24 protein-coding genes are annotated in these 25274 nt (G+C 38.8%); 16 read left to right on the top strand and 8 right to left on the bottom strand.

Translation table 11 applies throughout. The annotated features are described in order from the left end of the window. The first annotated feature begins 78 nt into the window (after positions 1-78). From EHQ24_RS14220 to EHQ24_RS14210, 3 genes are read left to right on the top strand one after another with little or no spacing between them, the layout of a single operon-like run. Positions 79-1473: an MFS transporter gene (locus EHQ24_RS14220; protein ID WP_135602227.1), complete on the top strand. Its 1395-nt coding sequence runs from the start codon at positions 79-81 to the stop codon at positions 1471-1473. Between the two features lie 5 nt (positions 1474-1478). Then, the gene (locus tag EHQ24_RS14215) at positions 1479-3047 is read left to right on the top strand and encodes an adenylate/guanylate cyclase domain-containing protein (protein ID WP_135602226.1); all 1569 of its coding nucleotides are present in this window, start codon (positions 1479-1481) and stop codon (positions 3045-3047) included. Between the two features lie 43 nt (positions 3048-3090). Then, positions 3091-3366, top strand: coding sequence for a hypothetical protein (locus EHQ24_RS14210; RefSeq protein ID WP_244310431.1), 276 nt, complete (start codon positions 3091-3093; stop codon positions 3364-3366). Positions 3367-3385: 19 nt separating this feature from the next. On the opposite strand, the gene EHQ24_RS14205 is transcribed toward EHQ24_RS14210, so the two are convergent. After that, on the bottom strand, positions 3386-3871 hold the full coding sequence (locus EHQ24_RS14205) for a DUF4468 domain-containing protein (protein ID WP_135602224.1): 486 nt from the start codon (positions 3869-3871) through the stop codon (positions 3386-3388). Positions 3872-4018: 147 nt separating this feature from the next. Here EHQ24_RS14205 and EHQ24_RS14200 point away from each other — a divergent pair, with 147 nt between their 5' ends. Both EHQ24_RS14200 and EHQ24_RS14195 read left to right on the top strand, forming a co-directional pair. Next, a complete protein-coding gene (locus EHQ24_RS14200) occupies positions 4019-4426 on the top strand; it encodes a hypothetical protein (protein WP_244310430.1) in 408 nt (135 codons plus the stop codon). A gap of 22 nt (positions 4427-4448) precedes the next feature. After that, complete coding sequence (locus EHQ24_RS14195; RefSeq protein WP_208725825.1) at positions 4449-5150, top strand: lysophospholipid acyltransferase family protein; 702 nt, start codon at positions 4449-4451, stop codon at positions 5148-5150. Positions 5151-5162: 12 nt separating this feature from the next. Here the strand turns inward: EHQ24_RS14195 and dapF are convergent, their stop codons facing one another. Then, positions 5163-6005 carry a diaminopimelate epimerase gene (gene dapF / locus EHQ24_RS14190; RefSeq protein WP_135602222.1) on the bottom strand — a complete coding sequence of 281 codons (843 nt, stop codon included), beginning with the start codon at positions 6003-6005 and terminating at the stop codon, positions 5163-5165. Between the two features lie 111 nt (positions 6006-6116). Between dapF and EHQ24_RS14185 the strand changes: the two genes are divergently transcribed. Then, on the top strand, positions 6117-6968 hold the full coding sequence (locus tag EHQ24_RS14185; RefSeq protein ID WP_135602221.1) for a class I SAM-dependent methyltransferase: 852 nt from the start codon (positions 6117-6119) through the stop codon (positions 6966-6968). Here the strand turns inward: EHQ24_RS14185 and EHQ24_RS14180 are convergent. Next, positions 6942-7745, bottom strand: coding sequence for an HAD family hydrolase (locus EHQ24_RS14180; RefSeq protein WP_135602483.1), 804 nt, complete (start codon positions 7743-7745; stop codon positions 6942-6944). The genes EHQ24_RS14185 and EHQ24_RS14180 overlap by 27 nt on opposite strands. 92 nt (positions 7746-7837) lie before the next feature. Here EHQ24_RS14180 and EHQ24_RS14175 point away from each other — a divergent pair, with 92 nt between their 5' ends. Beyond that, positions 7838-8053 (top strand): hypothetical protein, encoded by a 216-nt coding sequence (locus EHQ24_RS14175; RefSeq protein WP_135602220.1) that lies wholly within the window; start codon positions 7838-7840, stop codon positions 8051-8053. Here EHQ24_RS14175 and EHQ24_RS14170 read toward each other — a convergent pair. Both EHQ24_RS14170 and fliD read right to left on the bottom strand, forming a co-directional pair. Next, positions 8050-9012 carry a hypothetical protein gene (locus tag EHQ24_RS14170; RefSeq protein WP_135602219.1) on the bottom strand — a complete coding sequence of 321 codons (963 nt, stop codon included), beginning with the start codon at positions 9010-9012 and terminating at the stop codon, positions 8050-8052. The genes EHQ24_RS14175 and EHQ24_RS14170 overlap by 4 nt on opposite strands. Continuing rightward, a complete protein-coding gene (gene fliD / locus EHQ24_RS14165) occupies positions 9009-10931 on the bottom strand; it encodes a flagellar filament capping protein FliD (RefSeq protein ID WP_135602218.1) in 1923 nt (640 codons plus the stop codon). The genes EHQ24_RS14170 and fliD overlap by 4 nt, the downstream gene beginning before the upstream one ends. Before the next feature lie 25 nt (positions 10932-10956). Between fliD and ppk1 the strand changes: the two genes are divergently transcribed. The 8 genes from ppk1 (at position 10957) to EHQ24_RS14125 (ending at position 22214) form a co-directional block, all read left to right on the top strand. Further along, the gene (gene ppk1, locus EHQ24_RS14160) at positions 10957-13101 is read left to right on the top strand and encodes a polyphosphate kinase 1 (protein WP_135602217.1); all 2145 of its coding nucleotides are present in this window, start codon (positions 10957-10959) and stop codon (positions 13099-13101) included. A gap of 9 nt (positions 13102-13110) precedes the next feature. Then, complete coding sequence (locus EHQ24_RS14155; protein ID WP_135602216.1) at positions 13111-14523, top strand: FAD-binding oxidoreductase; 1413 nt, start codon at positions 13111-13113, stop codon at positions 14521-14523. A gap of 122 nt (positions 14524-14645) precedes the next feature. Further along, positions 14646-14975, top strand: coding sequence for a hypothetical protein (locus tag EHQ24_RS14150; RefSeq protein WP_135602215.1), 330 nt, complete (start codon positions 14646-14648; stop codon positions 14973-14975). Positions 14976-15225: 250 nt separating this feature from the next. Next, entirely contained in the window at positions 15226-15585 is a 360-nt protein-coding gene (locus EHQ24_RS14145) for a hypothetical protein (RefSeq protein WP_135602214.1), read from the top strand. A gap of 170 nt (positions 15586-15755) precedes the next feature. Beyond that, positions 15756-17147, top strand: coding sequence for a TolC family protein (locus tag EHQ24_RS14140; RefSeq protein WP_341867249.1), 1392 nt, complete (start codon positions 15756-15758; stop codon positions 17145-17147). Between the two features lies 1 nt (position 17148). After that, positions 17149-18156, top strand: a complete 1008-nt coding sequence (locus EHQ24_RS14135) for an efflux RND transporter periplasmic adaptor subunit (RefSeq protein WP_135602212.1) — start codon at positions 17149-17151, stop codon at positions 18154-18156. Between the two features lies 1 nt (position 18157). Further along, positions 18158-18910: a hypothetical protein gene (locus EHQ24_RS14130; protein ID WP_135602211.1), complete on the top strand. Its 753-nt coding sequence runs from the start codon at positions 18158-18160 to the stop codon at positions 18908-18910. Continuing rightward, positions 18903-22214 carry an efflux RND transporter permease subunit gene (locus tag EHQ24_RS14125; protein ID WP_135602210.1) on the top strand — a complete coding sequence of 1104 codons (3312 nt, stop codon included), beginning with the start codon at positions 18903-18905 and terminating at the stop codon, positions 22212-22214. The genes EHQ24_RS14130 and EHQ24_RS14125 overlap by 8 nt, the downstream gene beginning before the upstream one ends. Before the next feature lie 93 nt (positions 22215-22307). Here the strand turns inward: EHQ24_RS14125 and EHQ24_RS14120 are convergent, their stop codons facing one another. Genes EHQ24_RS14120 through EHQ24_RS14110 form a run of 3 tightly spaced genes read right to left on the bottom strand, consistent with a single transcriptional unit; the run spans position 22308 to position 24870 of the window. Further along, positions 22308-23534, bottom strand: coding sequence for a porin (locus EHQ24_RS14120; protein ID WP_135602209.1), 1227 nt, complete (start codon positions 23532-23534; stop codon positions 22308-22310). Between the two features lie 34 nt (positions 23535-23568). Continuing rightward, the gene (locus tag EHQ24_RS14115) at positions 23569-23970 is read right to left on the bottom strand and encodes a hypothetical protein (RefSeq protein ID WP_135602208.1); all 402 of its coding nucleotides are present in this window, start codon (positions 23968-23970) and stop codon (positions 23569-23571) included. Between the two features lie 21 nt (positions 23971-23991). Further along, positions 23992-24870, bottom strand: coding sequence for a DUF455 family protein (locus EHQ24_RS14110; RefSeq protein ID WP_135602207.1), 879 nt, complete (start codon positions 24868-24870; stop codon positions 23992-23994). 65 nt (positions 24871-24935) lie between these two features. Here EHQ24_RS14110 and EHQ24_RS14105 point away from each other — a divergent pair, with 65 nt between their 5' ends. Further along, positions 24936-25274 carry an MGMT family protein gene (locus tag EHQ24_RS14105; RefSeq protein WP_135602206.1) on the top strand — a complete coding sequence of 113 codons (339 nt, stop codon included), beginning with the start codon at positions 24936-24938 and terminating at the stop codon, positions 25272-25274.

Here is a 25274-nt window from a genome sequence, read left to right as displayed (position 1 = left end):
CAAAATTTGAATTCCCAAAAGATCTGAAATTTCTAACCCCAGAACCATGTTACAAACAGTCCAATTTTTACACCCAAAATGAACCAAACAAAATTAAAACTCCCCATAAAAATGGGATATGGATTGGCTGAAACTGGTATAACAGCCGTTCAACTTTTTACTCAAATTTATTTACTAAAATATTATACGGAAATTGTAGGACTCAACTCTAGTCTTGCAGGGATTGCTCTTTCCATTTCTGTCATTTGGGATGCTGTAAGTGACCCATTAATGGGACGTATCTCCGACCATACCCATACAAAATGGGGACGAAGAAGACCCTATATTTTACTTGGTGGGATTTTACTTTCTCTAGCTGTATTACTTTTATTTTCCCCTCCACAACTTAGTTCCCAAATGGGAAAATTTTCTTATCTATTATCTGTTTACCTTTTAGTAAACACAGCCATGACCATCATTTCGGTTCCTCATATCGCACTCGGAGGGGAACTTAGTTTTGAACGAAACGAAAGGACGTCCATTTTTGGATGGAGATTGTTTTTTAGTAATATTGGTATGCTTGTGGGAATGATCGTACCTGCGGCCATCTTACAATCTCTAGGTGACGAATCTTCAAAAAACAATATCATCACTTCCCGCACCGTGGCAGGTGAAATTGTTTCTTTGGTCATTTTAGGTTCTTCCATCATCACCTTTTTAGTTACCAAAGGAAAAGACATTTCTATCCCACAACCAGAACGGAAAATCCCGTTTGTAACTTCATTTACATCTGTATTAAAAAACAAAATGTTTCTCATCTTATTATTTGCTTTTGTCATAGCAACCATTGGAAGGACATTCAATTCAAGCATTGCTCTTTATTACTACGAACATAGGTTAGGTCTCAAAGAATCACTTGTTGTCATCAACATCCTCTTACCATTTTTTTTGGTTCTCCTGCTTTCGATTGGATTTTGGGTTTGGATCGCTAAAAGAATTGGTAAAAAAATACCGGCCTTTCTCGGTGTTTTTGGCCTTGGATTATTAACTGTGGTTGTTTATCCACTTTTCCCTTACGGAGAATTACGTCCTCCCCTCATTGCTGCTTTTATTGGTGGGATTTGTGCCGGTTCCATCCTCATTATGGACTCCATACTAACAGATGTAGTAGACTACGATGAATTCAAAACTGGTGAAAAACGAGAAGGATTGTATTTTGGAATTTGGAAGATGGGTGTAAAGTTTTCGCAGGCCTTTGGAATTGCCATCACCGGTTTTTTACTGGATTTCATTGGATTCCAAAATGGAGAGACCACACAATCGCAAGAAGTAGGATTTCGACTTGCAATGATCTTTGGACCAGGTGTTGGATTCTTTTTTATTTTAGGTTCTCTCCTCTTTTTATTTTTTCCCCTCACAGACAAAAAACACATCCAAGTCCAAAGAATCCTATTAAAACGAAAAGAAAGAGATACATTCTCTAAGGAAAAATAATTTTTATGAAACCAGGTCGCGGAGTTCAGTTCATTGCTTTTTTATTAATTTACTTCATAGTTCCCTTCTGTGCTTGTTTATTCACGCTGATTTTTGCAAATTATACAGCCTCCGAATTTTTGCCTGATAAGTTTTTAGCGTTATTCGAAGCCACTCATATCAAAAATGACCATACTCTAGCCATTTTCACTTGGGCTCCCTTTCCTATCATCACCTTCATTCTGTTTGTTTACAGCCTTCCCATTGCAAAATTTCTTTTTTCTTCCAAAGGTTGTAATTTTATCTCTGAAGAAAAGGCAAGGCACAGGATTGTCCATTCCCCACTCATCATTAGTTTGTTAGGATTTGTTGGTTGGGAACTTTCTAATTTATTAAGTATTTGTCGAATTGATATATTATTCCCAACGGCACCTCACCAAAGCATTGTTACTGTTTCTATTTTATTTGGGTTTTGGGGTTTATTCGCTTTTGCATTTTCTTACGCAACAACCAGTTATTTAAATAAACTCCTAATCATCCCTTGCGTATTTCCGGAAGGAGGCCTTGGAAAATACGCTCATGGAAAACAATTTTCCATTGTCACAAAACAATTTATTTTTTGGGCTGCATCCACCCTTTTCCCAATCGTACTTCTTATTTTTGGTTTATTACTCCGAACCAATCAAAATATTTTAAACCTTCATTACCTCGTTCATAACGATGTACTTTTTGAAGTCATTGCGATCATGCTTGTTTTTTCTTTTGCCTTTGCCATGTCCTTTGCCTCCAGTTTACAACACCCACTCAATCAAATTGAGAGAGCCACACAACTCATCAAAGAACAAAAATTTGATACTCGGGTTAAGATATTTAGTTCAGATGAATTAGGTTTACTTGGTGATGCTGTAAATGAAATGGCAGAAGGACTTGCAGAAAGAGAAAGGATCAAAGATACATTTGGACGAATTGTGGATCCAAGAGTTCGCGATTATCTTTTATCCAACGAACATAGTCTAGGTGGAAAAGTGGTAGATGCTTCTATTTTATTTTCTGACCTACGCGACTTCACTAAACTTTCGGAAAAACGTAAACCAGAAGAAGTATTGTACATCCTCAATCGTTATTTCCAAGAAATGAGTAATGCCATTGAAATGCATGGTGGGTTTATTAATAAATTCATTGGTGATGCCATTTTAGCTGTTTTTGGAACTCCTATGCCTATGGCAGACCACGCAGAACGTGCCTTGGCCACTGCCCTCCAAATGCAAAAAAACTTGGATTCGTTAAATGCACAGTTTTTAAGCGAAGGACTCACGGAACTTAAAATGGGAATTGGAATCCATACAGGAAGCCTCCTTGTGGGAAACATTGGCTCAGCCAATCGAATGGAATTTACAGTGATTGGAGATACTGTCAATACTGCTTCACGAGTGGAAGGGTTATGCAAAGGTTTGAAAAAAAATCTCCTCCTGACAGAAAACACTTCGGTTCTTTTGCCAGAAAACATTCGTTCCAAACTTAAGTCCGAAGGGGAATATGAATTGAAAGGAAGAGAAACCAAAGAACGAATTTATTCCTATTCTCCCGGCGAATAAAATGGTTGAACCGAATTCCAAAATAGTTCAGAATGGAAACGAAATGAAGTTTTCCCTTGGAATCATTTTGTTTGGTCTTTTTTTGGTTTCGTGTAACGAAGTCAAGTTGGTAAGTCCCCAAGACATCTTAGATCTTTTAGAAGGGGATGGAACACAAGGTGGATATTCCTCTGCGGATTCAAATGATTCTTCTTCCAGGTCATCCACTAACAACGGCAACTCGAACAATTTAAACCACTATGGCCTTACTGACAGAGCCACAGGAACCAACACTTATGGTTCCACGGGTTCCACAGTCGGTAACCCGCTCGGTTATTAATTGTTCCTCTTAATTTTTCTTATTTGATAAATTCAAAAAAATCATCCATCAGTGGCCGGAAACAAGAGCGAATGGTGATTTTTGCAACTTTCTCATTTTTGGGCCCATAATTCAAAATGATATCATTCGGATCTCGGATGAAGGAAAAGATTTTATTCACCTGGAAGTCTGCATGGCCATCTCGAATTTTAATTACATATTCAAATTCGTGTTCATTGGCATCCACTTCCCCAATCCCATAGGGAACGTAACATTTAATGAGTCCAATGCCTCGAAACTCTCCCGTTTCTTGGTTTTCCATTTCAATTTTGGAAAGTTCCGGATCCAATTTGTATTCCAACCATTGTTTTGCTTTTAGAAAACTTCGAGTTTTTTGGTAGGTTTTATGGTCTCTCGAGTCTTCTGTGGTTCGAAATTTGGAAGAAACGGTCCAAAGTTTCAAACACATAGAGTTTTGAAAGAATAGGAAAAATACAGATAAAAGGATAATTCGTTTTGCCATCATTTCTATGCTTCCCTCTCGTCGCCGGACTCGCAAAACAAATCTTCACAAAGATGGAAAATTTTCTCTTTATTGGGGAGCACGGGAAAGGGTACGACATTCGGCGGCAACAAGGATGTGTTCTGGTTTGTTTTTTTGATCTTATGTCTCTTGGACTCGATTCTATCTCTCACCTTATTATTTTCGGAACTGCCCTCCCCCATTCTAGAGTGCCCAAATAAAAATTGGATTGAATTTGTCGGGGCATCACTTTCAATCTTGATCATGCCCGATTTTGATCGTATTGATCTTATGAATTATGCCATGTACGGAAACGATTTTGATCCCCAATGGGATGAGATCCGTGCATTTTTAAAAACGAATGTACCTGCTCAAAAAGAGTTAGAAGAGATAAAAAGAACCGTGCCAAGCCCGCATTTAGGAAAAAAGCGCAGAGAAAACGTGAATCTAAATGATCCGAGAGAGTCCAATGGAGGCAGCGGAATGGAAAATGAACAACGCATTCAGACTTCAGACTCGTCTGCTAAGTCTTGGTGGCAAAAGATCTTAGGAGAATGAAATGGAAAACACCGTAGACCAAATCAAGAAGAATGTAGAGAACATCAAAAAGTTTGTCACTCCGTTCTTTAATTTGGCAGTAAGTACAACTGTCTACGGTTACCATAACATTGTACCCAATGGCAAACTCATCCTCACCTGTAACCATAGAAGTGATATGGATCCCTTTGTCATTGGTTCTGTGTTTCCTCGGTTTATTTCTTGGATTGCTGCCGAGTACACGACACGGATTCCTCTCTTTAAAGATTTAGTGGAAAAAACGGGAACCATTCCTATGGCCATCGACGGAAATATCTCCATGGCCAGTATCAAAAAAGTACAACAAGTTTTTAAAAACGGCGATGTCCTTGGAATTTTTCCAGAAGGCCATGACTATATGGTGCAAAACGATTTTTCTGCTCCACTTGCCAATTTCCATTCTGGATTTGCTGCCTTTAGTCTTCGAAACAAAGTGGATATCTTACCCTCTGTCATCATTCCCGATGAAGAAACTGTTACTGATTATCCCATCCCACCATTGGTGCGTGCCTTTATGGGTATGCCCAAAGAAGTCTGCGATATCAAACGCCGAGTGGTTTATAAAAAAATCAATGTGGTTTTTGGGGAAGTAATCAAATACGAAAACTATGCCCACCTACCGCTTGACAAAGGTATGGTGGAAGTTTCGAACGAAACCAAACGTAGAATGGGTGAATTACAAAAAGTAGATTATTTAAAAAAGTAATCTACTACCGATCTAAACTTCTACTTCGCCAGAAAATACTTCCTTCGCAGGCCCTGTCATCATCACAGATCCATTTTCTTTCCATTCGATGTTGAGAGTTCCACCTCGTAAGTCAATTTGCACAGATCGACCTGTTTTTCCATTTAAGATGGAAGCCACAGCCACAGCACAAGCCCCTGTCCCGCAAGCCAAGGTTTCTCCCGCTCCCCGTTCCCAAGTCCTTTGGTAAAGATGGTCTTTGCCCCGAACGGATACAAATTCCACATTCACCCTTCTTGGAAACAAAGGATGGTTTTCAATGAGAGGACCAATCTCCCGAACCGGGAAGGCATCGGCATCATCCACATAAATCACACAATGAGGATTTCCCATACTAACAGCCGTAAAATGATATTGTTTCCCTTGGACTTCAATCACTTGGTTGATGACAGGTTCGTCACCTTTCCAAACCAAAGGAACAAGTGATGGTTTTAAGATGGGTTCCCCCATATCCACGGTGACCATTTCAACTTTGCCCGTGTTTCCGGTTTTTAGGTCGAGAGTGAGAACTCCCTTTCCTGTTTCAATGGTTGGTTTTTGGTTTTTCGTAAGGCCGTGGTCAAAAACAAATTTTCCCACACAACGAACTCCATTCCCACACATCTCAGAGGAACTTCCATCTGAGTTGTACATGTCCATTTGGAATTCACCAGTGTTTGAGTTACGAATAAAAATCACCCCATCACTACCTATCCCAAAATTGCGGTCGGATAGTTTTTGGATTTGTTCAGGACTCAGGCGAATATCGTTTTTTGTAGCGTCGATATAAACATAGTCATTTCCAATTCCTTCCATTTTGGTGAAGTTGATTTTCATTTGTCCCTCTCTTATCTCACCCCATGTTTTTTTTGCCATGGATGTTGGCAAGCCAGATCAAGGTTTTTTAGTTTGACCCTTGTTCTAGATAGTTAGACTGACCTATAGACCATGAAATCTTGTATCCTTTGCCAATCTTCCGAGTCCAAAACCGTATTCAATGAAAATGGAACCCCTATTTTAGAATGTAAAAAATGTGGACATGTGTATTCTTCTTACGAGCAAGAAGAACATTACGAAGGTTATTGGGACGGAGCAGAACAAACCTATGATTTAAAATGGTGGGACGAAGCACACAGAGCCGTGTATTCTGATTTTATTTCCACATACTTAAAACAGGAGAAAGGAAACCTTCTCGATGTGGGTTGTGGACTTGGATTTTTTGTAAAAGCTGTGCTCACTAAAAAACCAGGTTGGTCTGCCGTTGGGTATGAGATTTCCAAACAAGCCGTCAAATTTGCAAACGAACAAAATGGAATGAAAACTGTGTATGCAGGTCTAGTCCAAGATTCCAAACTTCCCAACGAAAGTTTTGATATCATCACTTTGTGGGATGTGATCGAACACATTCCCAAACCGCATTCCCTACTCAATTATTTATATGGACTACTGAAACCCGGCGGGATTCTTTTTTTACAAACTCCTAACTTCCCTATCCAACTAACCAAAGCCAATTTAAAGGTAAAACTCAAAGGGATGAAGGAAGGTGTTCATTACTTAGAAGCCAAAGACCATGTAAACAATTACAAAATGCACACTTTGGCAGAACTAGGAAAACAATGTGGATTTATGGAACCTAAATACAAAGTTCTTATGCCAATTCTTTCTGTATCTGGCAGCAAAAGTAAAATTGCCGTCTATTTAAAGTTAGCTTATTATTATTTTACAAAACTTGTATTTACTTTGAGTTTTGGATCTATCAATTGGAATAACACTTTATTTTTGACGCTGAAAAAGCCATAATTCAGCGAACTTTAGCGCAGTGACCGTACTTGGCGCCGTCCAAATCGGTGCCGGAGTATCCGAAGGACATGTTTTTACATCTCCACCTTCTCCCCACATATTCGGAATATGGATACTCGCAATCCCGTGACGGTTTGCCCCCAATACATCATCTTCCCAGTTATCTCCGAGTAATATACAATCTTCAGGATTTTGATTGGCCTCACCTAACACATAAGAAAAAAATTCTGTGGAAGGTTTTTCAAATCCTACTTCTTCTGAAGTGATGAGTGTAAACTGAAATTGATCCGGCAAAAAAGAAGAAACTTTTAATAACTGGGTTCTTAAAGTTTCATTTGTTGTCAAAAATACGGGAAGTTTTTTGGACAAGTCAATTAGTCTTGGAAATAAATTGGTTTGGTAGATATCTTTTTTGGATTCTGTTTTTAAATAAGACAAAAAATGAAAATGATATCTCTCCTCCATCCACAAAACATCGGCAATATCTTTTGTTTGGAATCCTCTGGTTGCCAATGATCCGACTTCATGTGAATCAATTTTTCCAGTTTTAGAATTTTTGACAACATCCATCATCAATTTAAAACATAATAGGCGGAGACGATTCGAACTATGACCTTTTAGTTGGTTTTTTACTTTTTTCCGTGCGGATTCATACAAAGAAAAAAAATCTCCACCTAACTTTCGCTCTTCCCAATCCTTTGCACATTCTTCAATGGCAAAATCGTATGCAGGTTTCGAAGGTAAAAGAGTATTGTCCAGATCAAGAAACAAAGCCATATCCGAAAAGAAAACTACGGACAAACATTCTGTCAACGGTTTGGTTTTAATATTTACTTGTATATCACCCAAACTTCCGGTAGAATTTCGCCATGATTTCTTTATCATCCATTCTGGCGGTTTTATTTCTGATGCTCGGACTCATCCTTTCTCTCTATGGTCTTTGGACATGGTCAGATCCCATGTATGAAAAATCCCTAGGTTGGAATCTCAATTTGGTTTGGGGAGGGGTTGTGTTTTTTGTAGGAGTTTTGTTTGGATTGGGGAACCGGATTTCTGCCCGTTCCCCCCAAGAACCAAATTCTTAAACAGCGACTCTTTCTAATACTAGAGAGAGAAAAGGAATGAAAGCATCCAATAACTCAGGAAGTTCGTATTCCAATATATCGCCTGCATAAACGATATCATTTTTTTCCATGGCAGATGCAATGTTGGAAAGTGTTTCGTTTAAACTTGTGATCACATCCGATAATTTTTTATCTTCAATCGCAAGGGATTGCCAATCCAGTTCCGCATGACGAGTTTGCACCGAAACCAGTGCCGACATAAGACCCGTTAAACGACCAACAGCATCATTTAAAATCTCAGATGCCAAATGATCTTTTCCGGATTGGAAATTTTCATTTACCAACATAAAATCTTTGATGACTTTTTCTTTATCGTCAACAAACCGAGAAATGATTTCAATCAGTTCACTTTCGTCCATTCGCATCACCGCAAGGCGAGTGCTTAAATCCATTAGGAAAAGTTTTACATCACGAAGGTCTTCTAAAAAAGTTTCAATGGCTTTGGTAGAATCTAAAACTTCTGATCCGTTTTGTAAGGACTCTAAAATTTCTTCTACGTTTTTGCCTTTTCCCATAGGTTGGATCAAGTTTAAGTTTAAATTCAAAATTTTAGTGGTAGTGCGAATCATAGAGATGATCCAAGGAATTCCTTCCTTTAAATCCTCTGTTTCTTTTTCCGTCAGAGAATCACGACCAACAAGGGTACTACCGACTTTGTCTACGTAGTTATCTACTTCCCAAAGGCTATCTTCGATGACATCCAGTTCTTCACCAACAAACAAATCAAGGCGTTCTGTTTCATCCACACCAACAGCATTTAGATCGGAACGATTGAGTTCTTTCCCATTCACAGTGAAATGGCGTAGATACTTACCATTGGATTCAATCCATTTTTGGATTTCATCCAACACTTGACCGAGGTTTGTTTCACCATCAAGTTTAGTATCTAATTGTTGTTCGTTGATATAAATATTCATCATTCCCCACCGTTCCCTCTAAACATATTATTCTGTAAATAGTTACCAACTGATTTGTTTTTCCCCACACCTTGTTCCATGTAGAGGAATCGTTGTTTTAGTTTGGCTTCAAAACTTATGAGATGAGACTCATGTTCTTTGATTTTTTTATTATTTCCTGCGACACTTTCTTCCAGAAGTTTCACTTTACTTGTGACAATTCCAGAAGCATATTGGTTATACGGTTTTAGAATTTCGAGTAAACGAATCCCAACACCTTCTTCCATCTTTGCATCGTTATTTGGATCAGAGGCAAATAAATCACGAACTCCATCAGGATTTTCAGAAAGCACGGAAATCAATTTTTCCTGGTCAATTTGCAAAAGTCCGTCTTGGATTTTTTCCCAGTTAGAACCAACTGCACCTGTGGAAATTCCAATGTCTGTTAACACTCGAAATCCATTGTCTTTTGTGGCCGGATAATACGAGTTTGCTGTTGTTTTTAAGGAAGCAATCAGTCTTAGGATTGCGTTTTCACCGGCAAGGATTCCCGATTTGGATTTGTTATCCCAAAAATCACGAGAAATATCCGCCGATTTAGAATCATCACTTTCTTTTTTATCAGAAATTTTTCCATTCTTTTCAACAGAAGTCACTTCTTTGGAAAACTTCATGAGTTCATTATAAGCATCCACCCATTCTTTGATGAGAGCGGAACCCTTTGCATGATCCACATGGATTTTTAAAGTGACTGGTTTTTCTGTGACTTTGTGAACATTAAAAGAGATCCCTTCCAAAACATCGGCAATGGAATCATTTGTCTCACGTGTGATCTCCACTCCATCAATTTTGATTTTAAGATCTTTCCCTTCTTGTAAAACTTTCAGTGGTTCCGCAGTTCCTGGAGCTTGCGGAGTGACTAGAGTTACAGACTTGATAAGAACAGGCGTGGTCGCCTCATTGGAAAGAATGATAGCTGTTAGGTTTTTATCACTAGCATAATCACCAGCTTGGAAAATATATTTAGATTCTGTTTTGGTAATGGGTAAGAATTTATTGCGAACACTTCCTTCCTTTTCAAAACCAATTCCCATCTCCATAACGGCAGGAGCTTCTCCCACGATTTCTACTTCCAGAAAAGCTCTTTCTTTGATTTCAGTTACGGCTACAGGAATGGAAAAGGCAGTATCTGGTTTGATACTGATTCCTTCTTCGGATTGGACAAGTTTCTCTGTTTCTGTTTCCGACTTTTTAAACTTGGTTTGATCCCAAACTTTCGATTTGAGTACATCAAGTGATAATAATTGTTTCGTGTCTTCAACACTGGCTTTGTTTTCGCCAACAAGACCTGCGAGTTTTAAAATTCCATTAGGATCGGCAAACTGGAGTTCATTTTTTTTACCAGTTTTTACAGAAGTCACCGTGAGAATGGATGAGTCTTTATCAATTTTAATGATGGAAGTGTCAGCTAGGCCACCCGCCATATTTTTGATGGAATTTGTGAGTTCACTCAGTCCCCCACCAGGAAAGGTAACAGTTTCTTTTGATTTCCCTGAATAAATTGTAAAACTACCTTCAGGTAGACGAATGTCTGTATCAACTGCCACACCAGATAACTGGTGTTTGCTTGCCATTTCCGTGATTTCTAATGCCCGGTTTCCGGACTTGGCAGCCCGAGAGGCCTCACCAGTGATCACCCCTTCTTCCGAAGATGAGACCGATTTTGTCGCAAAAGGTGCAGTAAAGGAAACAAGGGCGCGTGTTTTGGTTTGCAGGTTGGTAGAAAGATTTTTCACTTCCCCCCAAATTTGCACCTGAGCTTTGGAATATTCGTTTTCGGTTTCCCACCGTTTGATGGGTCGACGTTCGAGTTCGACCAGTTTTTTAACGATATCGTTTGTATTTTGCCCAGTCATCAGACCCGGCATAGTGTATGCTGGCATATCGTCCTAAATCCCTCTGAATCTAATGTCGTCGATTTCTACAAAAGGATTAGGAATTTACAGAATTTTTTCCTTCCCAAATCCTAGAATTATGACTGCTAGCCCTACAGAAAAAATAGAACTGGGGAACCAAAATATCTTCTTCGACCGCGAACTTTCCTGGGTCGACTTCAACCACCGAGTCCTAGAAGAATCCTTTGATCAGGAGAACCCCCTTCTCGAACGCCTTAAATTTCTTTGTATCACAGAATCCAATTTGGATGAGTTTTTTATGGTTCGCGTCGCGGGCCTACTCAATTTAAAATCTGCCGGTATCGAGGAACGTAGCCTCAATGGTAGACGCACTTCAGAAACTTTGGCCGAACTTTATTCCAAAGTAGGACAATTTGTCAAAAGACAATACGAGTCCTTAAGCGAGATCCTAGTTGAGCTAAAAACAAACAAAATTGTTGTGGTGCAAGATCCCAGTGAACTTGCCGGTGATGACATTCAATTTGTAAAAAATTATTACAAAAGAGAAGTGTCTTCCATCCTCACACCACTTGCGATTGATCCATCCCATCCTTTTCCTCACATTCTCAATAGGACATTGAATTTAGGGATCACTCTGTATTCGGATGATGACAAAAACAAAGCAAAAGAATTATTTGCGATTGTTCAAGTACCAAGTGTACTCCCTCGATTTTTACAACTACCTCCAAACAAAGAATCCGATGTAAGAAGATATTTTCCGTTAGAAGAAATCATCAAACTCCATTTAGGTGACCTTTTTTACGGAATGCATGTAAAACAAATCCATACATTCAAAATTGTTCGTGATGCTGACATATCCATCAACGAAGAACAAAACATTGGTGATTTACTCGCCACAATGAAAAACGAACTAAAAAACCGGATGTGGGGTGATGCGGTTCGTTTGGATGTTCATTCTGGTGCGGGACATATCAAAGAACTATTACAAGGGCTTTTGGAACTAGAAGAATACCAAGTGATGGAGATCCCCACCTTACTCAGTTTAAACGATTTAATGTTTTTTCAAGGTTTGGAAAAAACAAGCCACTTAAAATATTCTTATCCCGTACCAAAATCTGGATTTGCTGCCAAAAAAAGTGAATCTATTTTTTCTGAGATTCGTAAAAACGACCACCTCCTCCATCACCCTTACGAAAGTTTTAAATCCATCGAAGATATGTTAAAGATCGCAAGCCAAGATCCTAAGGTGCTTGCAATCAAAATGACTTTGTACAGAACTTCTGGAGATTCACCCATCATTCAATTTTTAGGTGAAGCGGCAGAAAACGGGAAACAGGTTACGGTTCTTGTAGAACTCAAAGCTCGCTTTGATGAAGAGAGAAACATTCGTTGGGCAAAAAAATTAGAAGATAGTGGTGTGCATGTTGTCTACGGTGTCGTAGGACTTAAAATCCATTGCAAGATGTTACTGATTGTACGCAGAGAAGACGATAAACTCAATCGTTATGTCCACTTAGGAACAGGAAACTATAACTCGACCACTGCAAGATTTTATACAGACCTAAGTTTGTTCACAGCAAATCCGGAAATCACTGAAGATGTGGCGATTCTTTTTAATACCATCACAAGTTCTGGAAAGATGCCAAGGCTTTCTAAAATTTATGCGGCTCCTACTTTTTTAAAAGAAGAGTTTTTGCATCTCATCCAAAGGGAAACAGACAATGCAAAAAATGGAAAACAGGCTCGTGTTATTTTTAAAATGAACTCTCTGGTTGATCCAGATATCATTTTAAAACTGTATGAGGCTTCACAAGCTGGGGTTAAAATCGACTTAATCATTCGTGGGATTTGTTGTCTCCGGCCTGGAATTCCGGGGGTTTCTGATCGAATTAATGTTCGTTCTATCGTGGGAAGGTATTTAGAACATTCCAGGATCTATAGTTTTGAAAACGGCGGTAAACCAGAAGTGTATTTGGCTTCTGCGGATTGTATGCCGAGAAACTTTCTTCGCCGAATCGAAGTTATGTTTCCGATCCTACAAGACAAACATAAAAAAAGAATCGGAAAAATTCTAGAACTTTTGCTTCGAGACAACACACAAGCTCGTGTTTTAGAATCAGACGGATCTTACACACGTTTAACACCGGGAGATGATGATCCGGCGGTAAACTCTCAAATTGATATGGTTGATATTTAAAGGACAATAATGGATTTTACAAAAACAAAAACTGATTTAAGCCAACTCATTGGTGATAAAAAAGTCATTTTAAAAAATGACGGAACTATGGACGAAGCCTTATTCAATTCTTATGGAACAGATAGAACCAAGGTGTATCCACCAAATTACCAAGTTTTAGTTTTTCCTGAAAACACAGAAGATGTTGCAAACATTGTTACTTATGCTTATAAAAATGAAATTGCCATAGTTCCTTCTGGGGGACGAACCGGTTATGCTGGTGGAGCCGTTGCTAAAAATGGGGAAATTGTTGTTTCCCTCTCTAAAATGAACCAGGTAGTTGACTTTGATCCTTTTCTTGGCACCTTACACGTACAAGCCGGGATGATCACCAAAAACCTACACAAAGAAGCTGAAGAACGTGGATTTTATTTCCCAGTCGATTTTGCTGCCACTGGATCTAGTCATATTGGTGGAAACATTGCTACCAATGCCGGTGGTGTGCGGGTTGTCCATTATGGACTCATTCGTGATTGGGTTCTTGGTCTCACCGTTGTGAACGGAAAGGGAGAAGTTTACCGATTTAACGGAGAAATTTTAAAAAACAATACTGGTTATGATCTCAAACACCTGTTTATCGGTTCAGAAGGAACCCTCGGTATCATTACAGAGGCGGTGGTCAAACTCACAAAACCACCCAAAGACATCCGTGTCATTTTCCTTGCTGTACCTGAATACAAAAACATTTTAGATATCTTTCGTGAAACACATAACTTTGATTTACCTCTACTTGCTTTCGAGTTTTTAACCGATTATTGTTTGGACAAAGTCAAAGAACATTTAGGAGTTCCAGACCCTTTCCAAGAACCTAGCAAATATTATGTGCTAATGGAATTTGAAGTAAATGGTGAAACAGACGAAGAAAAACTTTATTCCATTTTAGAATCCATTACCGAAAAAGAACTCATCACTGATGGTTCCATTGCTCAGAACTCACGCCAAAACGAAACCTTTTGGAAGTATAGAGAAGGGATTTCGGAATCACTCTCTCTTGCCTATACGGTTCATAAAAATGATATCTCTCTTCCGCTTCGTAATATGGAAGCATTCCTAGATGAGATGACGGCCCTACTCACAAACAAATACCAAGGTTTTCATATTGCCCTTTTTGGACATATAGGGGATGGAAATCTCCACCTAAATATTGTTAAGCCAAAAGAACTTACGGATGCAGAGTTTTTTACAAGATGCAAACAAGTAGATCCAGAAATGTTCACCCTCATCCAAAAGTTCAAAGGATCCATTTCCGCAGAACACGGGATTGGGCTTTTGAAAAAGGATTACTTGAGTTTTTCCAGGTCTGAGTCAGAAATCAACACAATGCGGGCCATCAAATTGGCATTTGACCCCAAAGGGATTCTCAACCCTGGCAAAGTGCTCTAATTCCGGGCAAAGGCAGATCTTCCAGAACCATCTGGTCGATTTGCCTATTTTCTAAGCACACGCTGAAAAAAAATGCTAGATTTTAATCAGAGTCCGTCTATACTGTAACTATGTTCAGGAAAGTGATCAAAATATTTGGGATATCTCTTCTCACACTCTCCTTGGGCAGTGCCTTTCTTTCAGAAGAAAATGTACTCATTCGCACTCGTGGGGCAAAATCCACCCGAGTCGGAGGGAAGAGCCAACTCACTGGTTCCCTTTCCGTTGCGATTACTAAATCTTCCTCTGAAGAATCCTCCGGTACAAAAGATTTAGAAGATGTACTTACATGGAGTGGAAAAGGTCAGGCATCATTACTGACTTCTCCCCTAACACATAACAAAAACCTCCATACTTCTTTTATTTCTGGGCTTCTTGCCTCTCGTTACCTGAGTTTACCTCCACCCGTTTAACTCCTCTCTATCTCTTAAACCTGTGTCCCGTGAGGGACACAGGATGTTTTTATATTCATAACATTTCGTACAATTTGTTTCTCATTTGCCAAAGACTAATTAGCGACTGCTCCAGGGAATTCCTGACTCTGGGCAGTCTTTTTTTTGAGAAAACTTCCGTCCAATATATTCATTCTAAACCCTAGTAGTGTTGACAGTACTTGATTTTTAGAATTGATAGGAGAGCGAATTACAATTTGCTGGTAAATAAATGAATTGGTTGAACGGTAAAAGGCTACTCGCTTTCCTATTGGCAAGTATGATCCTTCTCCCTACACAGGAGGACGGGTCTCTAGACTCCGTTGCGTTCGAACTATTTGCAAATAACGATGATTCTGCACTTTCTATAAACAATCACTCAAATCTAAGTGAACCAGAGATTCATTCTATTGATGATTCTGCTATTTTACTTCGTAGCCGATGTGATTTTCTCGACTTGATTGTTGAGCTAAATTTAGGAACTGCTATCGAAAATTCCTTCATTGGACTTTTCTATCATTTCAAAGATGATGACGATAATCGTTTTTTACTTTCTGATCTCCTTCTCAATCTTCCTCCCCCTACAGCTTAAATTTTAGTCAGAGCATAACTGACATAACGACGGATCAATCGCCGTTCAAGTTATGCCCATATATTGATTTAGCGCCTAGAAAACTGGAGGATTTCGCTTATGCAAATATACTTTCAAGCTAATACTATACACAAGGACGACCTATGAACTATCGATTGGTCCTGATTCCGATGATCGCAATTGTTTGTATCACTCATAACGTACAATCAGAAGAGATCAACGGAATCGATAATGAATCCCTAAGTAGACAACTTTCTGATGAAAATCCTGGTACCTCACTTGGTTCTAGTCTTTATCCAAAAGATGTTCGCTATGAAAAAAATCTCACGTTATTACAAGCAGAATCCTTACTATGGACAAACAACCTGCTACTAATTGCAGGAAAGTTTCAAGTGGATGCAAAAAAAGCCGGAATTTTACAAGCCGGTCTCTACGCAAATCCGAACGTTTTTATTGACCAAAGTATCTATGCGGAACCGACACAAAGATACTTTGATACAACAAGATCTGGACAATCAGTATTCCAAATCCAACAAGTGTTTTTACTTGGCGGAAAAATTGACAAACGAGTTAAAGTTGCAGAACTCAATGCAAAAATCTCCGAACAAGAGTTTTATGATTTAGCAAGAGCATTACTAACCAAGTTACGAAGAACCTACTACTCTATTTATTATTATAAAAAAGCTGTAACATTCTACGATCAAAGTATTTTCTCTATTGAAAAAACAGTGAAGTCTTCGGAGTTAGCTTATAAAAGACGAGCACTCCTCCAAGCCGAACATTTAAGACTAAAAGCCCTTTTGTTCTTTCTAAAAAAAGAAAGAGAAGATCTTGCGATGAAAGTTTATGAAAAAGAAGCAGATCTAAAAGTTCTCCTGAACGATGACAACTACCGTGATGCACGTGTTACTTTTTTACCAACAGTGGATGAAAAGGATCTAGATACTATCACTCCAAACCAATCGAAACTCGAAGATTTGGTCGAGCTAGCACGCGAAAATCGACCTGATTTAAAAGTAGCCCTTCAAAATTTAAGATACGAAGAAGCCAATTTAGACTTACAACATGCAAATGCCATTCCCGATTTAGCATTCGGCCCAACTTATAACAGGGGTGGAACCGCCTTCCAAAACTATTGGGGGATCACTGCACAATTAAACGTTCCTATCTTTGATAGGAACCAAGGAAATATTCAAGCTGCAGAAAAAGCAATCCTTGTCCGCAAACAAGAGTTAAAGAATCGAATCCTCGAAGTTGAGAACGAAGTTGCGATCTCTTTCCAATCTGCACGAATCAAAGATGCTCTTTATAAACGATTCATTGATACATACATTAAAGACTACGGAAATTTATCTGTAGATATGATCATGAGCTACGAGAAGAAGTACATCACGATCTTAGAATTTGCCGACTTTTTTGAAACCTATCGTTCGAGTGTTGTGGAGATGTTAAAACTCCAAACAGACCGAATGGAAGCAATTGAAAGTGTAAACTATTCCGTGGGTAAAGGAATTTTTATCCCAAAATCTATAAACCAAACCAATCCTAAAACTGAGGAATAAAATGTTAATTACCTTAAAATCTCTAAACCAAAAGGCAAAAATCCTCCTAATTTCAGGAGTGGCTCTTGTAGTCATCGCTGTCCTATTTTTGATTTTTTCTAAACCAGCAAAGCAAGTTCACAAACATCCAGAAAAAGCAGAAGTTTTTGATAATGGCCTTCGTATCGAATTCAAACCGAATAGCCCAGGTCTAGAAATTGTAAAATCAACTGCCATTGGCGGTGGGGGAGAATTTGTAAGTTTAGAAGCACCAGCAAGACTCATTGCATCCACTTCTCCTTCGGTAAGTAATGGGGCTCGCATCATTCTTTTTGAATCAGCCGAGTTAAACGATCTTTATGTTGGATATGTTCATGCAAAAAACAAACTTCATAGATCCAATAAGAACTTAAGCCGGATCAAAGATATGTTTGTCCACCGAGTAGCAACAGAAAAGGATTTAGTCGAATCAGAAACAGATTCCGGAAACGATGCAGCAGAACTTGCAGAATTTGAAGGAAAACTGAGAGCGCAAGGCTTAAACCCGAGTGAACTCAGTACAGCTGGTAGTTTAAAAGCATGGATCATCACAGATGTTCCCGAATCACAAATCTCCACCTTACGCAAAGGTAAAAAAGTAAAAGTTGTTTTTGCATCCTTTCCTGATGAAGAGTTTATAGGAACTGCCGAAGCAATCGGTGATAACGTCGACCCTCTGACAAGGACAGCAAAGATGAGAATCATTGTTGTAAACGAAAAGTACAGATTGAAACCAGGTATGTTTGGAGTTGTGAAATTCCCAGAACAAACTGGCGGAGATAGTGTAGTTCTACCTTACACTGCCATTGTCACTGTAGAAGGAAAAAATTATGTATTTGTTGAAGAGAAACCTTTAACTTTCAAAAGGCGTGAAGTTGTATTAGGTATCTCAACAAAAGAGAGAGTCAATATCATTCAAGGATTGGAATCAGGCGAAAAAGTAGCCGTCCAAGGTTCCATTCTTTTGAAAGGACTAAGTTTTGGTTTTTAATATGAAAAAACTTATCCTATTTTTTATTACAGTATCTATACTAGGATCTGGACTATATGCAGAACCTTCTTCTCCCTATCCAAAAGATAAAGAAGGGAATGAAATCAAACCAGAATGGACACCAACTAAATCCGATCAGTCGGCGTTTGGTGAAGATGAAAAATTAAAATCAGACAGTTTGGATGCAAAAAGACTTCCGAAATCGACCAATTTCTGGGTTTATGGCGCTTCCATTGGATCTCCGGCTAGTATCAACTTCAACTTAGGCTATTACTTTAAAGATGTCGTTGTACGAGGATCAGGTGGTGCTTGGGGCCCTCATTGGTATGGCGGACAAGTGGATTTGGGATATACTTTTTGGAAAACTCCAGTCATCGCTCACAGCATTTCCGTTGTTGGTGGTTATTTTGAAGTAAATCCCTTTGCTCCAGAAGTGGGTCGTGGCGGACAATCTTCTTACCCTACTGGCCTCAATATCCCTGGTTACAACAGAAGGGATCCTTCACAAGAAGACCTTCTCATCAGATCTTATGTAAACTCTATTGATAGCAATGTGGGTACGTACTTAGAATATGAAAGCAGAGAAAGACAAAGAGTCCATCTTTCACAACGTTACATCGGTTTAACATACGACATCTTACTTGGAAATTTCTTTTTCCAATTAGGCGGAGGAGTTGGACAAGGCGACTATAGAAACCCACAATTATTACTTCAGATGGGTTACCTCTTCAATACGAGGGAATATCATGATTAAAGATTTCATTGAACAAGCACTTAAAAACCGAATTACAACACTAATCGCTGCGGCTGTTGCCATACTTTTTGGACTTTGGGCATGGATCGATATACGAAAAGAAGCTTATTCTGACATTGCAGACACACAAGTTCGTCTCATCGCAAAATTTCCAGGAAAAGCTGCGGTTGAGGTAGAAGAACGTGTTACCCTTCCCATCGAACGGGTATTAAATGCAATTCCGAAAGTGGCTGTTAGACGATCCAGAACCATTAACGGGTTAGTGGTATTTCAGTTTGTATTCGAAGATGGCACTGATGATTATTTTGCTAGGATGCGACTTATGGAACGAGTTGCTGATGCAGACATTCCAGAAGATGTCCATCCAGCACTTGGACCAATGAGTTCACCCGTTGGAGAAATTTATCGTTATGTTGTGGAATCAACGGAGAACCACACGCCGATGGAGCTTCGAACCATTCAAGACTGGATTGTGATGCCAAAGATGTTACAGATTCCTGGTATTGCTGACGTTGTCACTTTTGGTGGACTACCAAAACAATACCATGTGGTCACCTCGCCCGATAAGTTAATTCGTTATAAATTGACGATCGGTGATGTCATCAGGGCCATCCAAGAAAACAACCTAAACACCGGTGGAAATTTACTCTTACAAGGTGAACAAGGTTTTCCTATCCGTTCCCTTGGTGCCATCAGAGATCCCAAACATATTGAGAATATCGTAGTTAAAACAGTTAACGGGGTTCCCGTTTTTATTCGTGACTTAGGTTCCGTAGAAATTTCTCATCCAATTCCCAGTGGTGTTCTTGGTTATACCATTCAGAACGAAGATGAAGGTCTCATCGATGTAGATTCGTCTGTCCAAGGTTTGGTGGCGATGCGTCGATGGGGTGATCCCAATGAAATGGGTGAACGGATTCGTGAGAAAGTAAAAGAGATAAACGAAAACTATCTACCTGACGGAGTCCAACTCCGAAATACTTACGATAGAACAGACTTAGTAAACTACACGCTCCGAACCATTGGTAAAACACTAGTTGAAGGGGTTGTTGTAGTCAGTTTAGTTTTGATATTTTTTATCGGTAGTGTTAGAGCTTCACTCGTAGTGGTCGCAACCATTCCATTTGCAATGTTGTTTGCATTTCTATTAATGAACATGACAGGAATTCCTGCCAGTTTACTTTCGTTAGGTGCCATCGACTTTGGGATCATTGTGGATGGTGCGGTCATCATGGTCGAAAACATCATGAGACGTTATAGAGATGCAAGCCCGGAAGAAAAAGCACATGGAATCCTAGCTTTTACTAGAGATGCAGCCTCCGAAGTAGGAACGGAAATTCTATTTTCGATTTTAATCATTATCTTAGCTTATCTCCCAATTTTCTCTTTTGAAAGGATTGAAGGTCGCTTGTTTAAACCAATGGCTTTTACAATCTCCTTTGCAATCCTTGGAGCTTTAATTTTTGCGATGGCCGTGATTCCTGTACTCATGTCCATTATTTACAAAACTTATTTTGAATCAAAAAATCCAGGTCCAATCGAATGGCATAACCCCTTTTATGATTGGATAGAAGTTCGTTACACACGAATCATTGAGTTCATTGTAAATAGATCTAAAAAGGCCGTTAAATATACATTCAGTGTTGTAACAGTTTTTCTTGCTATAGGTATGTTTTCACTGGGAACCGAATTTCTTCCAGAAATGGACGAAGGTGGATTTAACATTCGTATCTTTTTTCCAGTAGGTATTTCCCTACCAGAAGCTAGAAAGTTTATGCCTAAGATAAGGCAAACCATTTATAAGAACGAACAAGTGAGTGTAGTTCTATCTCAATTAGGTAGAAATGATGATGGAACAGATCCGCTTCCACCGAACAGACTAGAGGTTCTAATTAGTTTAAAAGATTATAACCAATGGAAAGAAAAAATCACCAAACAAGAATTACTCTTCCGAATGAGAAACGATTTAGAGGCCACACTTCCTGGCGCAAGGGTCAGTTTTTCTCAGCCAATTATGGACAACTTATCAGAAGCCATTATGGGTACAATTGCTGACTTAGCAGTATTTGTTTCTGGTAACGATTTAAAAATCATGCGTGGAATTGGTAACGAAGTCCTAGAAGAAATTAAGGAAATGAAAGGTGCCAGTGAATTTGGGATTGAACAGGAAGCAGAAAGTCCACAGCTCACGATTAATATTAATAGGGAAGCCGCGGCACGATTTGGAATCAATGTCATTGACATCCAACAGATGATTGAAGCAGCCATTGGAATGCAAAGAGTGAGTACTTTGTATGAAGGACCATCTGACATTCCACCAAAAACACCAGCAAGGTTTGGAATTGTAGTAAGATTTTCAAAAGACTACCGAGCATCCAAACAAGCGATTGAAAATATGCCGATCATTTCACCAAAAGGGGAAAGAATTCCATTATCACAATTAGCTGATATTGAAGTGGTTGATGGTCCGACGATGATTTTCAGACAAGAAGGTCGTCGTGTGGTAACAGTGAGAACCAACATCCGTGGCCGTGACCAAGGTGGGTTTGTATCGGAACTTCAAAAACGTGTAAAGAAAAAAATCAAACTTCCAGATGGTTATGAAATCCGATTTGGAGGACAATACGAAAACTTAGCCCGCGTAGGTAAAAAGTTATCCATTGTTATCCCAATCACGATTCTCATTATCTTTGGCGTTCTCTATATGTTGTATAGAAACCTCAAGTATGTATACGTAGCATTGGCTTGTATTCCTCTTTCATTACTCGGAGGAATTTATGCACTTCTATTCAGAGGTTACTACTTCAATGTTTCTGGCGGTGTAGGATTTATCTCATTATTTGGAATTGCAACAATGGCCGGAGTGTTATTTGTTTCGAGAACAAACCATTTGTTAATTGAAGAACCAGATATCACAACAAAAGCCGCAGTAAAAAAAGCTGCTGTGATTCAGTTGCGACCAATGTTAATGACCATGTTACTTGCGTTACTTGGCCTTATCCCAGCAACTTTAGGAACAGGAGTTGGATCCGACGTTCAAAGACCACTGGCAACGGTGATTGTAGGTGGACTTTTCTCAGCCATGTGTCTTGTATTAACCATCCTTCCTTCACTTTACTTAGTAGTTGTTGGGGAAAGAAAACCAAATGCAGCTGAACGCGAAGAGATGAGCCATAAAAAACACCTCCCTTTCCTAGACTTCGTTAGCGAACTCAGTGAAGAACCTCTGGAAGAAAATGATGATGAGGAAGGGAAATCACCGAAGAATAAAAAGAAACCGGTTAAGAAAAAAAGGAAAACCTAAAGTCTTCAAAAAAGAAAAAATAAACTCATCCGAGTTTTTATTTTAAATATCTCCTATTTTAAACTCCAAACCAAATAAGGTTTGGAGTTTTTTTTAATATCTTACTGATGCGGCTGCGATAAACAATCGTTCTACACGAGTTTGTTTATTATTGTCTGTGGCAAATACCGGATCCATCGATTCTCTTTGCACCACCTCAAAACGAACAAGGCCAGGATTCCATTCTAAAAAATCAAATGTCATTGTATAACCGTTCGTCATAAATCCATTTCGTGTGTAAGTTGTTGCCATCACTTGTTTTGGATCATAAAATCGTTCTACACGAAAACTAAGACGATATAAATCCTCATAGCGAAAACTAGTCCAAAAAGTTCCATGATACCATTGGTTGTAAACATTCGATTCTCTATTTGTATAAATTCCTAAAACCGGGTTTATTTCTTTCCACCAAGGTTCATATTGAAATGATTCTTTTGCTTTTTGTGCTCCCACATCGCCAGAGACAGCAAAGGACAACCAGTCCAATGCTTTCCATTCTAAAATCGTATTGTTATAAAACCTTGTTTGTTTACGTTCAAAATCGGGAGCTTCATTTCCAGCAAATTGATTTGCGATTAAGGTAAAATTTTGAGTGAATGAATATTTGAACTGAGTTCCCAGTGATTTATCTTTGTTTTGATCCGTGATATTTTGCCATCCATTCATCACATGAAATTGAAATTGGAACTTATCAGTGATTTTTGTAGTAAGCCTGACTCCAGAAGAATAATAAGGCACGTAATCGAGTGCGAGTGCTCTCGTATAATTCCAATTGTCTGAGGATATCCAAGATTCATGCCCAATATGACCAAAATAAATTCCAGCGTCGATCCAGGTATCTTTTGCGATTTTTATGCCAACATAGGCTTCTTGGATATGTTTCACAGAGTTTTGATTGGAACTAACATCTTTATTAGCTTCTGGAGCATAATTCGTGTTTACCGACGTTCCAAACTGTAAAGCGATCCGTCCTCTCACCTTCTCTTCTTGCCATTTAGCATCCACAAATCCCATGTTGATGTTAAACTCATCGTTACGAACTGCTTGTGTGGCATATTGACGTTCTTTTGTGATTGGATGGTTGTTATTGTGCGAGTAGTAAGTATCAACAAAAGCACCAAACTTCAAACTGGCGGGAAGTGGATTTAGTTGTTGTGGTTGTGCTGTTGGCGCTGGAGTTTCTGTGGTTATAGGTTTTGTATCCTCAGCATGTAATACCGAAAAACAAATAGCGAAAGAATAGATAAGCGCGGGGAATCTTAAATTAAAGTATTTTTTCATGGAGTTCCGCTCTCTAAAGAGCGGAAGTAATCGTTTATTTTTTTAGCAATTCTTTGATTTCTTTTGGAAAATTAACAAGTTCTTCTGGAACCACAATTAGCTTTTTTCTATATTTAGCTTTGTATTCTTTTTTAAATTTTGTATGGCATGACTTACAAGTTTCATCTGGTTTTCCCACTGCAAGTTTCGCATCGACAATCTCTTTCCATTCAGCCTTTTGATCGTCAGGTGCCATGTCCGGTACTTTTTCTAAGATTTTATTGAGATAGTCAGCATTGTCTTTTTTATCGTACAACTTAGTTGCTGGTTTGGTAAAATCCTCCATAAAATCATGAAGATTCATTTCCTTATTTGACTTGGCTTTTTTTTCCGCAGTCAGTACAACTCCGAACGCAGAAAAAAACAGAAATAAACTCAGTGCCGTTCTCAATTTCATAATCACCTACCGCTAGAAACATTAAAGATTAGGCAAATGAGAATCAAGTCTGTTTTTACGAAGGATGGTCTCTCCCAGTCCGAATTTTTTCACGGATTCTAGGTTGACTCTACCCGTATACTCATCTTCATAACTTCCAAGAGAACGAATGAACTCAGGATCCATCCCCGCAAGTGCCCTTGTTTCTGGTAAATATAAATATCCCTTTGCCCTTCTTGGGGTAAAGGGAAATTGAATCAGAGAAAGATAATGTTCCCAATGATTTTTATTTTCGGGGACAGAATGTTCGAAAGCACGAAGACCTCTTTTCACATGTTTAATTTCATCTTCAAAAACTGTGAGCATGATTTCTGATGTTACATTGTCGCCGAAGTAAGTAAACACTTGTGCATAGGTTTGTGCATAATCTAAATTGGCACCTTCAAAAGAAACGGACATCACGGCTGCAAAAGATTCCAAAGTACCAAATTGTCGGAGTTGTTTCCAAAAAATATAATTTACGGGAAGGTCACCAAAATTGACTCCGAAGTCTCTCATTCGATTTAAATAAAGTTTTAAATGGGTTTGTTCTTCTTCGATGGTTTTTAAAAAACCATTCCGAACCGATTTGGGTGCAGAAGGAAAAGCGAGTAATGCCCAAGCAAACAATTCAATCGCCATAAGCTCATGATTTGCAAAATGATGAAGACTGAGTCCACGATTGGATATTAAATTTAGGTGTTCCAAACGAGGGATTTTTACCTTTTTGTCAGAAAACTGAAGATTGGAAGAACGACCAGGGGTTTCGATTCTTATCGGTATAAAATCTGTTTCCTCATCCCAGCGCCTACTGGGAGGTAATAGTTTATCTTCCAGATTAGGAGCAAGTAACAAATGTTTTGCGTATTCAGAAACTTTCATTTTGGTGTGATATTGAAAAGGGATTTACAAAAAAAAATAATATTTAGAATATAAAGCCAAATTCAATGAAGACTCCTAAAACTAAAAGTAAGAATTTTTATGATTCTGTTTATACAGTCGTAAAAAAAATTCCCAAAGGGAAAGTCACTACTTATGGACATATCGCTTTACTTCTAGGAAATCCAAGAGCCGCTAGAGCCGTCGGTTATGCACTGAACGCACTCAAAAAAGAAATGGAACAAAAAATCCCTTGGCAAAGAGTCATTAACGCCCAAGGAAAAATTTCCTTCCGAGGTGATGTTTTACGGGCCGACCTTCAAAAAAAAATCTTACAATCCGAAGGTGTTTCCTTTGATCTAAACGATGATACATTGAATTTTGACAAGTACGGATGGTTCCCATAG

Source organism: Leptospira noumeaensis (assembly GCF_004770765.1).
GTDB lineage: Bacteria > Spirochaetota > Leptospiria > Leptospirales > Leptospiraceae > Leptospira_A > Leptospira_A noumeaensis.
Note: the sequence above shows the minus strand (reverse complement) of the source record. Positions and strands in the feature narration are given on the sequence as shown.